The sequence below is a fragment of the Pelomicrobium sp. genome, from assembly GCF_036803785.1.
In the GTDB taxonomy this organism is placed as follows: Bacteria; Pseudomonadota; Gammaproteobacteria; order Burkholderiales; family UBA6910; genus Pelomicrobium.
Map to the genome: position 1 here is coordinate 1 of NZ_DAIRTR010000090.1, position 12,705 is coordinate 12,705.

The 12,705-nt window shown below is 66.4% G+C and carries 11 protein-coding genes and 1 tRNA gene; 9 read left to right on the forward strand and 3 right to left on the reverse strand.

Annotated elements, in window-relative coordinates:
• From V7Q81_RS10945 to serS, 5 genes are all read left to right on the forward strand, one after another.
• Positions 1–1,745 (forward strand): DNA translocase FtsK (locus tag V7Q81_RS10945; RefSeq protein WP_333843155.1); only part of this gene is annotated, 1,745 nt, incomplete at its 5' end.
• Between the two features lie 68 nt (positions 1,746–1,813).
• Positions 1,814–2,404 carry a DUF4124 domain-containing protein gene (locus tag V7Q81_RS10950; protein ID WP_333843157.1) on the forward strand — a complete coding sequence of 197 codons (591 nt, stop codon included), beginning with the start codon at positions 1,814–1,816 and terminating at the stop codon, positions 2,402–2,404.
• On the forward strand, positions 2,404–3,036 hold the full coding sequence (gene lolA, locus V7Q81_RS10955; RefSeq protein ID WP_333843159.1) for an outer membrane lipoprotein chaperone LolA: 633 nt from the start codon (positions 2,404–2,406) through the stop codon (positions 3,034–3,036). Before V7Q81_RS10950 ends, lolA begins: the two co-directional genes overlap by 1 nt.
• Entirely contained in the window at positions 3,023–4,387 is a 1,365-nt protein-coding gene (locus V7Q81_RS10960; protein ID WP_333843160.1) for a replication-associated recombination protein A, read from the forward strand. Before lolA ends, V7Q81_RS10960 begins: the two co-directional genes overlap by 14 nt.
• A 79-nt stretch (positions 4,388–4,466) precedes the next feature.
• Complete coding sequence (gene serS / locus V7Q81_RS10965) at positions 4,467–5,750, forward strand: serine--tRNA ligase (RefSeq protein WP_333843162.1); 1,284 nt, start codon at positions 4,467–4,469, stop codon at positions 5,748–5,750.
• Positions 5,751–5,840: 90 nt separating this feature from the next.
• On the opposite strand, the gene mltF is transcribed toward serS, so the two are convergent.
• Positions 5,841–7,229: a membrane-bound lytic murein transglycosylase MltF gene (gene mltF / locus V7Q81_RS10970; RefSeq protein WP_333843163.1), complete on the reverse strand. Its 1,389-nt coding sequence runs from the start codon at positions 7,227–7,229 to the stop codon at positions 5,841–5,843.
• Between the two features lie 161 nt (positions 7,230–7,390).
• On the reverse strand, positions 7,391–7,750 hold the full coding sequence (locus V7Q81_RS10975; RefSeq protein WP_333843165.1) for a hypothetical protein: 360 nt from the start codon (positions 7,748–7,750) through the stop codon (positions 7,391–7,393).
• 495 nt (positions 7,751–8,245) lie between these two features.
• Between V7Q81_RS10975 and V7Q81_RS10980 the strand changes: the two genes are divergently transcribed.
• From V7Q81_RS10980 to mltB, 3 genes are all read left to right on the forward strand, one after another.
• A tRNA-Ser gene (locus V7Q81_RS10980) sits at positions 8,246–8,338 on the forward strand.
• Positions 8,339–8,632: 294 nt separating this feature from the next.
• Complete coding sequence (locus V7Q81_RS10985; RefSeq protein ID WP_333843167.1) at positions 8,633–9,319, forward strand: CDGSH iron-sulfur domain-containing protein; 687 nt, start codon at positions 8,633–8,635, stop codon at positions 9,317–9,319.
• Between the two features lie 133 nt (positions 9,320–9,452).
• Positions 9,453–10,544: a lytic murein transglycosylase B gene (gene mltB / locus V7Q81_RS10990; protein ID WP_333843170.1), complete on the forward strand. Its 1,092-nt coding sequence runs from the start codon at positions 9,453–9,455 to the stop codon at positions 10,542–10,544.
• A 2-nt stretch (positions 10,545–10,546) separates the two neighbouring features.
• Here mltB and V7Q81_RS10995 read toward each other — a convergent pair whose 3' ends face one another.
• Positions 10,547–11,632 (reverse strand): ABC transporter ATP-binding protein, encoded by a 1,086-nt coding sequence (locus V7Q81_RS10995; protein WP_333843173.1) that lies wholly within the window; start codon positions 11,630–11,632, stop codon positions 10,547–10,549.
• A 173-nt stretch (positions 11,633–11,805) separates the two neighbouring features.
• Here V7Q81_RS10995 and V7Q81_RS11000 point away from each other — a divergent pair.
• Positions 11,806–12,705, forward strand: a 900-nt coding sequence (locus V7Q81_RS11000) for an ABC transporter permease (protein WP_333843176.1), incomplete at its 3' end; no start/stop codon positions are given.

Sequence of the window (12,705 nt, forward strand, 5' to 3'; positions counted from 1 at the left end):
TTACCGGACTGTCCTGGATACGGGTGGTGGAGGGGTTGGGCGCTTGGCTCGAGTGGGCGTACCAGCGCACCGGGGAAGCCATCGCCGCCTGGCGGGACCGCCGGGAAGGGCAAGAGGCGCTCCAGCGGCGGGAGGAGGCGCTGGAGGAGGAGCGCCGCCGGCGAGAAGCCGCCCAGCCCCTGCGCATCGAAGTGCCCACGGTGGAGATTCCCAAATCCCAGCGGGTGGAAAAGGAAAAACAGGTGCCTTTGTTCGAGCCCCTCCCCGATTCCCTAATTCCGCCCCTCCATCTGCTGGACCCAGTCCTGGAGGACCGGGAGACGGTGAGCCCGGAAGTGCTGGAGTACACCTCCCGCCTGATCGAGCGCCGGCTGGGAGATTTCGGCGTGGAGGTGAAGGTGGTGGCGGCCTACCCAGGGCCGGTTATCACCCGCTACGAAGTGGAGCCGGCGGTGGGGGTCAAGGGCAGCCAGATCGTCAACCTGGTGAAGGACCTGGCCCGCGCCCTGTCGGTGGTGAGCATCCGGGTAGTGGAAACCATTCCCGGCAAGACCAGCATGGGGCTGGAGATCCCCAACCCCCACCGGCAGGTGGTGAGGCTCGCCGAGATCCTGAGTTCCAAGACCTACGCGGACACCCCTTCGCCCCTAACCCTGGCCCTGGGCAAGGACATCGCTGGCAACCCCGTCGTGGCAGACCTCGCCCGCATGCCCCACCTGCTGGTGGCCGGCACCACCGGCTCAGGCAAGTCCGTGGCCATCAATGCCATGATCTTGTCTGCCGTCTACAAGGCGCCGCCCTCCCAAGTGCGCCTCATTCTCATCGATCCGAAGATGCTGGAGCTGTCGGTATACGAGGGCATTCCTCATCTCCTTGCCCCCGTGGTCACCGACATGAAGCAGGCCGCCTCGGCCCTCGCCTGGTGCGTGGCCGAGATGGATCGGCGTTACAAGCTCATGGCCCAGCTCGGCGTGCGCAACCTGGCCGGCTATAACCACAAGGTCCGAGACGCCCGCAAGGCGGGAGAGCCTCTGCTCAATCCCTTGCCCATAGACTCCCAGCACCCGCAGCCCCTGGAGGAGCTGCCCTTGATCGTCGTTTTCGTGGATGAGCTGGCCGATCTCATGATGGTGGTGGGAAAGAAGGTGGAGGAGCTGATTGCCCGGCTGGCCCAGAAGGCCCGCGCCGCAGGCATCCACTTGGTGCTCGCGACCCAACGACCTTCGGTGGACGTGATTACCGGCTTGATCAAGGCCAATATCCCGGCCCGTATCTCCTTTCAGGTTTCCAGCAAGGTGGATTCCCGCACCATCCTGGACCAGTCCGGGGCCGAGGCCTTGCTCGGGCAGGGGGACATGCTGTTCCTGCCCCCGGGCACTGGCTACCTCCAGCGGGTTCATGGAGCCTTCGTGTCCGACGCCGAGGTGCACCGGGTGGTGGACTTCCTCAAGCAGCACGGCACGCCCCAGTACGTCCAGGCGGTGCTGGAGGGCCCTGAGGAAGGGGGAGGGCAGGACGGAAACGGGGGCGATTCCGAGGGCGAATCGGATCCCCTCTACGACGAGGCGGTCCAGATCGTGTTGCGCACCCGCCGGGCTTCCATCTCCCTGGTGCAGCGCCACCTGCGCATCGGCTACAACCGGGCGGCACGGCTCATCGAGCAGATGGAGCGGGCAGGGCTGGTCTCCAGCATGCAGGCCAACGGCAATCGGGAAGTCCTGGTGCCGGACCGGGCGGACGATTGAACCGCCGACACTTTCGCCAAGCCCGGGTGTCGAACGGCGTAGTTGCGTATTCCCTGGGGAATGCCGCCATGAACCAGATCCTCGTGTTTGCCGCTCTGGCCTTCGCTTGCGCCGGCGCCGCGGCGGCGCCGGCCTACAAATGGAAGGACGCGACGGGGACGACCCACTATGGAGACTCACCGCCCTCGGGGGTGAGCGCCGAGCGGGTGCTCGAGGACACCCGCTACCCGGTGAACCCGGAGGCCTGTCGCACCATCCGTTGCCAGCTCGACCGGATCCAGGCGAGCAAGCGGCTGGAGGCCGAGGCGCAAGCCGTTGCCGCCCGCGCCGATGCTTCCCGGGCTTCTCCCACGACCCGCGGCTTGCCCTTCGAGGTCTTCATCCACTTGCGGCGAGGCATGGCCGAGTCCGAGGTGCTCGCCCGGGCCGGTCCCCCGGACCTGCAAACGGTGGAGGGGGTGGACGAGGTGCAGCAGAGCCTCGCGGAAGCGAAGCCCGTGGGACCACGGGATGGGCGGGGCTTTGCCTCCGTTCGGCTCATCGACAGTCGGATCGTGAAAACCTGGACCTATCTGCCCACGGCGAGCGATCCCTTCACCACCATCATCACCTTCCGTGGCGGGCGGGTGGAGAACATCGAGCGAATCAGGAAGTTTTGATGGTCTCTCGTTTCATCCGCGGCCTGGTGGGAAGCGTGATTGCTCTGCTGCCCTTCTTCGTCTGGGCCGGAGGGCTGGAGAAGCTCGATCGCTTTGTCGCCTCGACCGCCGCCGCCCGGGCCGATTTTCAGCAAACGGTGCGGGATGCCAAAGGAACCCCGGTGCAGCAGGCCCGCGGCACCATGGAATTCCAGCGCCCGGGCCGCTTCCGTTGGGCCTACGTGCAACCCTACGAACAGCTCCTGGTGGGCGACGGGGAGAAGCTCTGGATCTACGACCGGGACCTGAAGCAGGTCACGGTGCGCGGCCTCGGGGAAGCGCTGGGTGCCACCCCGGCGGCGTTGCTCGCGGGCAGCAACGATCTGCGGACGAGTTTCCATCTCAAGGAAGGGGGCAAGGGGCAGGGCCTGGAGTGGGTGGAGGCGATCCCCAAGGCGCGGGAAACCCCATTCCAACGGATTCGCCTGGGCTTCGACCCGGCGGGAACCCTGGTGGCGATGGAGCTGGAAGACGGTCTGGGACAGACCACGGCGCTTCAGTTTTTCAACCTGCAGCGCAACCCAGCCATCGATCCGGCCCGCTTCCGGTTCACGCCGCCGCCCGGGACGGACGTGATCGGTGAGGGCTCCTGAGCTTTTCCCCGAGCGGGAGCCGGCGGCCCCTTTGGCCGAGCGGCTGCGGCCGCGCACCCTGGAGGAGGTCGTGGGGCAAGGGCATCTGCTCGGACCGGGCAAGCCCCTGCGGCTCGCCTTCGAATCAGGCAAGCTTCATTCCATGATTCTGTGGGGCCCGCCGGGAAGTGGCAAAACCACCTTGGCGCGGCTCATGGCAGGCGCCTTTCGGGCGGAATTCATCGCCCTCTCCGCCGTGCTCTCCGGAGTGAAAGACATCCGCGACGCCGTGGAGCGGGCGCGCCAGGTGCTCCAGTCGAGCGCGCGACCCACAATCCTTTTCGTCGACGAGGTGCATCGCTTCAACAAGGCCCAGCAGGACGCCTTCCTGCCCTACGTGGAGCAGGGACTCATCACCTTCATCGGCGCCACCACCGAGAACCCTTCCTTTGAGGTGAACGGAGCGCTCCTCTCCCGCGCCCAGGTCTACGTGCTCAAACCCCTCTCGGAGGAAGACCTGGCCCTTTTGCTGGAGCGGGCTCGGGCGCAGGCTTGCCCGACTCTCACCCTCTCCCGGGAGGCGCGGCAGCTCCTTACAGGTTTCGCCGACGGGGACGCTCGGCGGCTGCTCAATCTGCTGGAGCAGCTGCACACGGCGGCGGCCACCGCGGGCGTGACGGAAGTGTCGGAAGAATTTGCCCGAGAGGCCCTCGCCCGCTCTGGGCGGCGCTTCGACAAGGGGGGCGACGCGTTCTATGACCAGATCTCCGCCTTGCACAAGTCGGTGCGGGGCTCGAGTCCCGACGCGGCTCTCTATTGGCTCTGCCGCATGCTGGATGGGGGCGCCGATCCCCTTTACCTAGGGCGGCGCCTGATCCGCATGGCGGCAGAGGACGTGGGGCTCGCGGACCCGCGGGCGCTGCGCATCGCGCTGGACGCGGTGGAGACTTACGAACGGCTGGGCAGCCCGGAAGGAGAATTGGCGCTTGCCCAGGCGGCCGTCTATCTTGCCTGCGCACCGAAGAGCAACGCGGTCTACGCCGCGTATAATGAGGCCCGTGCGTTAGTGGCGAAGGATGTGTCGCGGCCGGTGCCGGAACATCTGCGCAATGCTCCCACCCGGCTCATGAAGGCGCTGGGCTACGGGCGCGCGTACCGCTATGCCCACGACGAGCCGGAGGCTTACGCGGCGGGGGAGAATTATTTTCCGGAAGGGATGGCCCCGCAGCGATTCTATCGGCCCTCCAGCCGCGGGCTGGAGGCGCGCATCGCCGAGCGGCTCGAGCACCTGCGCACCCTGGATGAGCAGGCGAGACAGGCCGGTACGGCGCGAAGCCGGGACGCCGACAAAGGCGGCAGGCAGAAAAGCTGAGACGTAAAAGGACAAAGGGCGCCCCGGAAGAGGTAGACCTCTTTACGCCGCCCGCATCTCGCTTTTGACCCTAAGATCGATGCTGGACATACAATTGCTGAGAAACGACCTAGAAGGCGTCGCCCGCCGCTTGGCGACGCGGGGGCTCCATCTGGACACGGACACCTTCCGCGCCCTGGAAGCCGAGCGTAAGGCGGTGCAGACCCGCACCGAAGAGCTGCAAGCGGCGCGCAACCAGGCTTCCAGGCGCATCGGGCAGGCGAAGGCCCGGGGTCAGGACGTCTCGGCCCTCCTGGCCGAGGTGGCCGGCATGGGCGAAGAGCTCAAAGCGCAGGAGGCGCGGCTTGCCGACGTCCAGCGACGGCTCAACGACTTTCTCCTCACCCTTCCCAACCTGCCCCACGACACGGTGCCGGTGGGCCGCTCGGCGCAAGACAACGTGGAGGTGCGCCGCTGGGGCACACCCCGCGCGTTTCCTTTCCCGGTGCGCGACCACGTGGACCTGGGCGAGGGGCTGGGACTGCTGGATTTCGCCGCCGCCAGCAAGATCGCCGGCAGCCGTTTCGTACTGATGAAGGGGGCGGTGGCGGCGCTGCACCGGGCGATCGCTCAGCTCATGCTGGACGTGCATACGCGGGAGCATGGCTACACCGAGGTGTACGTCCCCTACATGGTCAATGCCGACAGCATGCGGGGGACGGGACAGTTGCCGAAATTCGAGGAGGACCTGTTTGCCGTTCCGCGGGGCGAGGAGAAGTTCTATCTCATTCCCACAGCCGAGGTGCCGGTCACCAACATCGTGCGCGACGAGATCCTGCCGCTGGAGCGCTTGCCCCTCAAGTACGTTTGCCACAGCCCCTGCTTCCGCTCGGAGGCGGGCTCTTACGGCAAGGACACCCGGGGCATGATCCGCCAGCACCAGTTCGACAAGGTGGAACTGGTGCAGATCGTCCATCCCCAGTGCTCCTACGAGGCGCTGGAGGAGCTTACCGGCCACGCGCAGGCGATCCTCGAGCGCCTCGAACTGCCCTATCGAGTGGTGACTCTATGCACCGGCGACATGGGTTTCGCGGCGGCAAAGACCTACGACATCGAGGTGTGGCTCCCGGGTGCCGGTGCCTACCGGGAGATCTCCTCCTGCAGCAACTTCGAAGCTTTCCAGGCCCGCCGCATGCAGGCGCGCTTCCGCAACGAGAGGGGCAGGCCCGAGCTGGTGCATACCCTGAACGGCTCGGGGCTGGCGGTGGGGCGCACCCTGGTAGCAGTGCTGGAAAACTACCAGCGGGCCGACGGGGGGGTTGACGTGCCCGCGGCGCTGCGGCCCTATCTGGGCGGGTTAGAGGCGATCAGACCCGGATCCTAGGCAGGCCGTGCTGCGGCACGCCATTCATCGCGCCGGCTCCACGCCTTTGAATCGCGCTTCGCCACCTCATGCCATTGGAATGAGCGCAGGCTAGGGGAATGCCTCCGCGGCGCTGGGGACATCGGCTATCAACGGCTCTTGCCGGTGCTCGAAGCGCCGGAGAATGTCGTAGTAGCTGCGCACGTTTTCCACCAGATAAACCGCCTCTCCGCCGCGGGCGAAGCCGCGCTTGACCGTCATGTAGTAGTCAGGCCGGGAAAGCAAGGGCAGACTCTGCCGCACGTCCATCCAGGCGTCGGGATCGAGCCCTTTGCGCTGGGCGAGGATGCGTCCGTCCTCCAGGTGGCCGAACCCCAAGTTGTAGGCAGCGAGCGCCAGCCAAGTACGATCCGGCTCCGGGATGCGCGCGGGCAGCGTTTCCTTGAGGACTAAGAGGTACCTAGCGCCGGCGATGATGCTCTGATAGGGATCGAGGCGATCCGTCACGCCCATGCGGTCCGCTGTCTCTTCGGTGAGCATCATCAGCCCGCGCACGCCTGTGGGGGAGGTGGCGAGGGGATCCCAGCGGGATTCCTGGTAGCCTAGCGCTGCCAGCAGCCGCCAGTCGATCCCGGTGAGCCGCTCGGCTTCCTTAAACCATGGCTTGAGCGCTGGGAGCGCACTGCGCATCCTGGTAAGGATGCTATTGGCATCCACCGGATTGAGCCGCCCGGCGTGGCCGTAATAACGGTCGAGCAGTCGCTTGAGCGTTCCGTCACGGGCGATGCGGGCGAAAAACTCTTCCGCTCGGATGAGTAGCCGGGGATCCCCTTCTTCGGGAAACGCCCAGGCGAGCGGTGTTGCTTCTCCGAGGGCGAAGGCGCGCCCCACGTTCGGGTAGAAGTTGGTCGCCATCGTCACCAGGTTGGAGCGGGCCACCACATAATCGAGCTCGCCGTCGGCCAGGCGCGCGAGGAGCGACAGCCCGTCTTCCACGGGCATTTCCGACCAGGCCGCAGCGGCGTTGCGCAGCGCCGCCTTGCGCAGCTGTTCGGCACCGCCGCCACCCGCCACGACGGCGAGACGTTTGCCCCGCAAGTCGGCGATGGCGCGCGGCCGCGGTTGATCGGTCCGATAGGCCAGTTCGAAGCGCACGCTCTGGTAAGCTGGTCCGAACCGGACCCGGGCATGCGCTGGTATCGAGCGAGGGATTCCCGCCGCCGCTAGATGGGCGCGGCCTTCCTCCAGCGCTTCAAAGAGCTGAGCCGCATTGGTCACGAAAACATAGCGTACGGCAAGCCCCAGCTCTGCGGCGAAGGCGCAGACCAGATCATGCTCCAGGCCCGCGTAGTGGCCATCGGCGTCCTCGTATACCGTGGTAGGGCTGTTGATCGTGACCACCAACAGGGTGCCGTGCTCCAGCGCCGGGGGAAGCCGAGGCGGCGCCTCGCTGCAGGCTGCGCATAGCAAGACGGCGGGGATGACGGGGTGCAGTCGCATGCAGGGGAGAGGGCGATCTTTATCCCATTCTGGCATCCGGAGCCCGGCGCTGAAAGTCGCGGTGCAGCAATTTGCTGCGCGGGTTTGTCAAAATGGATTAAAAATGAGGACAACGGCTCGCCGCCGCGGGCGGCGAGCCGCGTCTTGCGCTACGCAGCGGCTCAGGCCTTGGAGCTGGGGCGGCGACGGCGTTCCACGGCAGGTGGAATGTTCCTCTGCCGGCGATCGGCCAGGCCGGCACGGCGGATCAGGTCCAGCCAGAAGACGTCGCTGTCTTCCGATTTGAACTTGAGATAGAGGGCGACCTCCTCCGGATAGGCGTTGGGTGAACCCAGGCGCGCGAGATGGTTGGTTGGCTTCTCTCCCGGCAGCGGTGGGGTGGTATCGGAGATCCACGCTCGCATGATGGTCTGCCACAAGGCACGGTAGAAAGGATCGTCCGCGTCCTCGAAGCCATACTGCCATTTCAGGAAGGAGATCTCGGCGGCGGTCAACTGGTCTGTGCGGAAGTGGATGCTCATCGGTTCCCCTCGCTCTTTGCCTCCCACGGGTACGGTGGCTGGCCTGACCGAGACCGTTCCTCGAACGCTCGATTGCCCTTCTCAAGATAATATGGAATCGTTCTTGCATCAATGGCCTGCCTCGATCCGCTTCCCACGGAAGCGCTCCTCTTTGAAGCGAGCGACGGCCGGTGCACGGCCGGGCGTGGAGGAAGGCTCGCAGGCGATGTTCCTCCCCGAGCTGCCCGGGCCACGGCAGGGCAGCCGATGCGGTGGGTCAGGGACCCGCTGTTCGGGGGTGGGATCGCGCCGCGAAGGTGGGGCGCGCAGGGCTGCCCGCACAGCGCGCAGGTCGGATTCTCAGTGAAGCGCCGTATTCCTTTCTCGTCCTGCGACGACCGCGCCTAGGCGCCGTGTTCCCGAGCAGCCGGAAAATGCCTTCGTAGAGCGCAAGCGTCCCAGGGACGGCGCCTCGTTCCGCGCGCTGTGGTTCGCTGTTAGAATGCCTTATTGCACGGAGAGGTACCGAAGCGGTCATAACGGCGCCGACTCGAAATCGGATGGTCGGGTAAAACCGGCACGTGGGTTCGAATCCCACCCTCTCCGCCAGGACAATAGCCCCCGCAGTGGGGCTATTTCGTTCTGAGGAAGAGGAAGGTTGGACGCGCCACTCCGGCTCGACCAGCCGAGCACGGCCCGGCCGGGACGTCCCGGGCGCAGCAAGGGCCGGGGCTATCCCGCAGGCAACGCGAAAGCCGCGCAGTCCCACCCGCTCCGTCGGCATCGAAAGGATCTTCCCTGGGGGCCGTTTTTCTCGGCGAAATCGCGCCCTCAGCTCCTGTTCGGCGTTGGACGTACCCCTTCCGGCGACTTGTGGACGCCTTCGGCTGGCGCGATACTGCCATGAGCGTGATCGTTGTCTCAGGAGGGCTCGACATGAAGACCAACGTCAAGTCCTATTCCTCTCCGGAAATCGAGGTGCGCTACGATGCGGCGCGCTGCATCCACGCCGCCGAGTGCGTGAGGGGCTTGCGGGCGGTGTTCGATCCGGACCGCAAGCCCTGGATCGATCCCAACCAGGCCGACGCCGAGCGCATCGCGCAGGTGATCGAGCGCTGCCCCTCGGGGGCGCTCAAGTATGTCTTCAAGGACGGCCGTCGCACGGAGGCCGCGCCCACGGCCTGTCGGGTGACCGTGGCGGTGGACGGGCCGCTCTACGCCCGGGGCGAGCTCAAGGTCTTGACTCCCGATGGGCAGGTCCTGCTCGAGGATACGCGCATCGCCTTGTGCCGCTGCGGCCAGTCGGGGAACAAGCCGCTGTGCGACGGATCCCACGAAAGAAGCGGCTTCAAGGATACGGCCCGGGTGCGGCCGCCGCCCCAGGCGATGGCGGCAGCCTCGACAGGCGGGCCTGTGACAGTCCAGCCGCGGCGCGACGGGCCCTACCTGTTTCAGGGGAGCTTCGTCCTAGCCGGTGCCGGCGGCGAGCTGTACCCGGTTTGCGCTGTGGCCTTGTGTCGTTGCGGTCACTCGGCCAACAAACCCTATTGCGACGGAAGCCACAAACGGGTCGGGTTCAAGTCTGATTGACTCGAATTCGCGCTTGGCAGGGTCGCATGCTTGAGGCGCCGGGGTGGCAAGCGCCTTGCCGTCGATGACGGCGGCGCCGGCTGGTAAGCTTATGGGCGGATGACGACCGCCCTCAGGGAGCGGTTCCCGTCGATTGAGCCAGCCAAAAGGAGGCGACGCGTTGAGGGAAATCGGCAGAAGGGTCTGGGTGGGAATGGCGCTGGCGATGGCGCTGCAGTGGGTTGCGGCGCCTGCGAGCGTCGCGGCGGCGCCAGAAGAACTGCCGCAGGGCTTTTCGGCGCGGGCGTTGGAAGACTTTGCCCAGCGCGTAGCCCAGAAGCACGGGCTCGATCCGGGGGAAGTTTCCCGGGTGCTGGGCCAAGCCCAGTTTCAGCCCCGGGTGATCGAGCTGATCACCCGACCGGCGGAGTCCAAGCCCTGGATCCAGTACCGGGAGCTGTTCATTACGCCGAAACGCATCGTGGGCGGCGTGGAATTCTGGGACGCTCATGCCGAAGCCCTGGCCCGCGCCCGGACCCAGTACGGAATTCCCGAGGAAATCATCGTGGCCATCATCGGGGTCGAAACCTTCTATGGGGAGCGCACCGGCAGCTATCGGGTGCTGGACGCCCTGGCGACCCTCGCGTTCGGCTATCCCCGCCGTTCGGCCTATTTCACCGCAGAGCTGGAGAACTTCATTCTCCTCGCCCGAGCGAACGGCCTCGATCCCTCGAGCCTGTTCGGTTCCTATGCGGGCGCCATCGGCATTCCCCAGTTCATGCCGGGAAGCTACCTTGCCTATGCCGTCGACTTCGACGGGGACGGGAAAGCGGACCTCTCTGCCAGCCCGGTGGATGCCATCGGCAGCGTGGCCCATTACTTGAGCCGGCATGGCTGGGCGCAGGGCGAGCCGACGGCGGTACCGGCGAGCCTGACGCGGCCCAGCGCGGCTCAGACGGACCCCAAGCCGCGGCGCACGGTCGCCGAGCTGCGGGCGGCCGGGGTGCAGCCCTTGGGGACGGTGGCGCCGGAGGCGAAAGCGGCGTTGCTTGCGTTCGACGAGCAAGACGGAAAGCGATACTGGCTCGGCTTGCCTAATTTTTTCGTGATCAAGCGCTACAACAACAGCGACCTCTACGCCATGGTGGTGAGCCAGCTGGCCGAGGAAGTCAAGGCGTTGCGGAAGGTGATGCGCCAGCCTCGCCCCCTGGATGCCGTCGGTGCGACGTCCGTGCCGGTGCAATGAGCTCAGGCATGTCCATCGTCGTGGCGGAACGCCACCACGTGGTCCGCTTCCAGGCGGATGCCGATTCTCTCGCCGATGCGGTGGTTGTGGTGGCTCGGCACCAGGGAGAGCACCTGGGCACCGCTCGCGAGCCGCAGGGTGTAGAGGATTTCGGCGCCGCGGAACGCCTTGTGCAATACCTCGGCCTTGAGGGCGCTCGCGTCGTCGTGCACCACATCGTCCGGGCGCAGTAGCACGTCCACGTAGCAGTTGCGGCCGCAAGCCTCGCAGCTCGTCGCCTCGGCGCACTCATGGGGGATTTCCCCCTGCAGCACGCCCAGCTCGATCTCCACCTCCCGCGGGCTTAGCACCCGGCCGGGCAGGAAAACACCCTGACCGACAAAGTCGGCGACGAAGCGATTGGCAGGCTTGTGGTAGAGGTTGTACGGGGTGTCCCATTGCTCGATCCGGCCACGGTGCATGATGCCGACCTCGTCCGCCATGGCGAAGGCCTCGTTCTGGTCGTGGGTGACCAGGACGGCGGTGATGTTGCGTTGCTTCAGTAGCTCCCGTACCTCCTGGGACAGGCGCGAGCGCAGGTCCACGTCCAGATTGGAAAAGGGCTCGTCCAGGAGCAGCAGGATAGGCGCCGGCGCCAGGGCCCGGGCCAGGGCGACCCGTTGCTGTTGCCCGCCCGAAAGCTGATGAGGATAGGCATCCCCCAGGGATTCGAGGCCCACCACCTCCAGCAGCTCGGCTACCCGGCGCGCCCGTTCCCGCGCGGGAAGCCCTCTCAAGCCGAAGGCCACATTCTCGGCGACGGAAAGGTGGGGGAAGAGGGCATAGTCCTGGAACACCATGCCCACCCGTCGGCGCTCCGGCGGCACGCGGAAGCCGGGGCGGGAGACCACCTTCCCGTCGAGGATGATCTCCCCGGCCGCCACCGGCTCGAAGCCGGCGATACAGCGAAGCACCGTCGTTTTACCGCAGCCGCTCGCCCCCAGCAGGCAGCCGATCGCCCCTCGCGGGAGGCTCAAGGAGAGCCCCCGCACGACGGGTTGGCTACCGTAAGCGTGGTGCAGGTCGCGGATTTCCAGAAGCGCGGCCATCGGCGTTCTCGAGTATCAGGAAGCGGCTGGCAGCGCCGGGATGGTACCGGCCAGTGCCTGGGTCACTGCTATCATTGTAATTGATCTCATTTTCAATCACAGAAATCACAGAACCACCCGTGCAGGCGCTGAAAACCTTGAGCCCGTTAAATCTGGCTGCTCTGGCCCTCGCCATGCTGGCCGTCGTGCCCGTGGCGAGCGTGCTGATCCACGTGTTTCTGCCCGCCCCGAGCGATGCTTGGCCCCACCTCGTCGAAACGGTGCTTGCCGACTATGTCGCCAATACCCTGTGGATGATCGCGGGTGTGACGGCGGGGGTGGTCAGCATCGGTGTCACCAGCGCCTGGCTCACCACGATGCACGAATTTCCTGGCCGCCGCTTCCTGGAATGGGCCCTCATTCTGCCGCTCGCCATGCCGGCCTACGTGATGGCCTATGCCTATACCGACTTCTTCCAGTTCAGCGGGCCTGTGCAGACCTGGCTGCGAGAGGTGACCGGTTGGGGCCCGCGGGACTACTGGTTCCCCGAGGTCCGCTCCCTGGGCGGGGCGATCGCCATGTTCGCTTTCACTCTCTACCCTTACGTCTATCTTCTGGCGCGCACTGCCTTCCTGGAGCGCTCGGCGGCCATGATGGAGGCGGCCCGCACCCTGGGCCACGGGCCGTGGAGCTGCTTCTTTCGCGTCTCTCTCCCCATGGCCCGCCCCGCAGTCGCGGCGGGAGCTGCCCTTGCCCTCATGGAGGCGGTGGCCGATTACGGCACAGTCGCCTACTTTGGCGTGCCCACCTTCACCACCGGCATCTTCCGCACCTGGTTTTCCATGGGAGACCGGGTGGCAGCGGCCCAGTTGGCGGCCTCCCTGCTGGGCTTCGTGCTTCTGATCCTGCTGGTGGAGCGAGTGAGCCGGGGGCGGGCGCGCTTCTATAACACCAGCCAGCGGGAGAAAGGCCACGCGCGGCACCGGCTTTGCGGGGTACGGGCGTGGTTGGCGTTCCTGGCTTGTCTGGCACCCCTGATCTTTGGCTTTCTGTTGCCGGCGGGGATCCTGGCCCACTTGGCCGTGGGGGAGGGG

What these genes read in the sequence shown, in the direction of transcription:
- mltF (WP_333843163.1), bottom strand. Translation starts at nt 7,229, where the DNA reads ATGCGACTGCACCCCGTCATCCCCGCCGTCTTGCTATGCGCAGCCTGC.
- V7Q81_RS10975 (WP_333843165.1), bottom strand. Translation starts at nt 7,750, where the DNA reads ATGAGCATCCACTTCCGCACAGACCAGTTGACCGCCGCCGAGATCTCC.
- V7Q81_RS10950 (WP_333843157.1), top strand. Translation starts at nt 1,814, where the DNA reads ATGAACCAGATCCTCGTGTTTGCCGCTCTGGCCTTCGCTTGCGCCGGC.
- serS (WP_333843162.1), top strand. Translation starts at nt 4,467, where the DNA reads ATGCTGGACATACAATTGCTGAGAAACGACCTAGAAGGCGTCGCCCGC.
- V7Q81_RS10985 (WP_333843167.1), top strand. Translation starts at nt 8,633, where the DNA reads ATGAGCGTGATCGTTGTCTCAGGAGGGCTCGACATGAAGACCAACGTC.
- lolA (WP_333843159.1), top strand. Translation starts at nt 2,404, where the DNA reads ATGGTCTCTCGTTTCATCCGCGGCCTGGTGGGAAGCGTGATTGCTCTG.
- V7Q81_RS10995 (WP_333843173.1), bottom strand. Translation starts at nt 11,632, where the DNA reads ATGGCCGCGCTTCTGGAAATCCGCGACCTGCACCACGCTTACGGTAGC.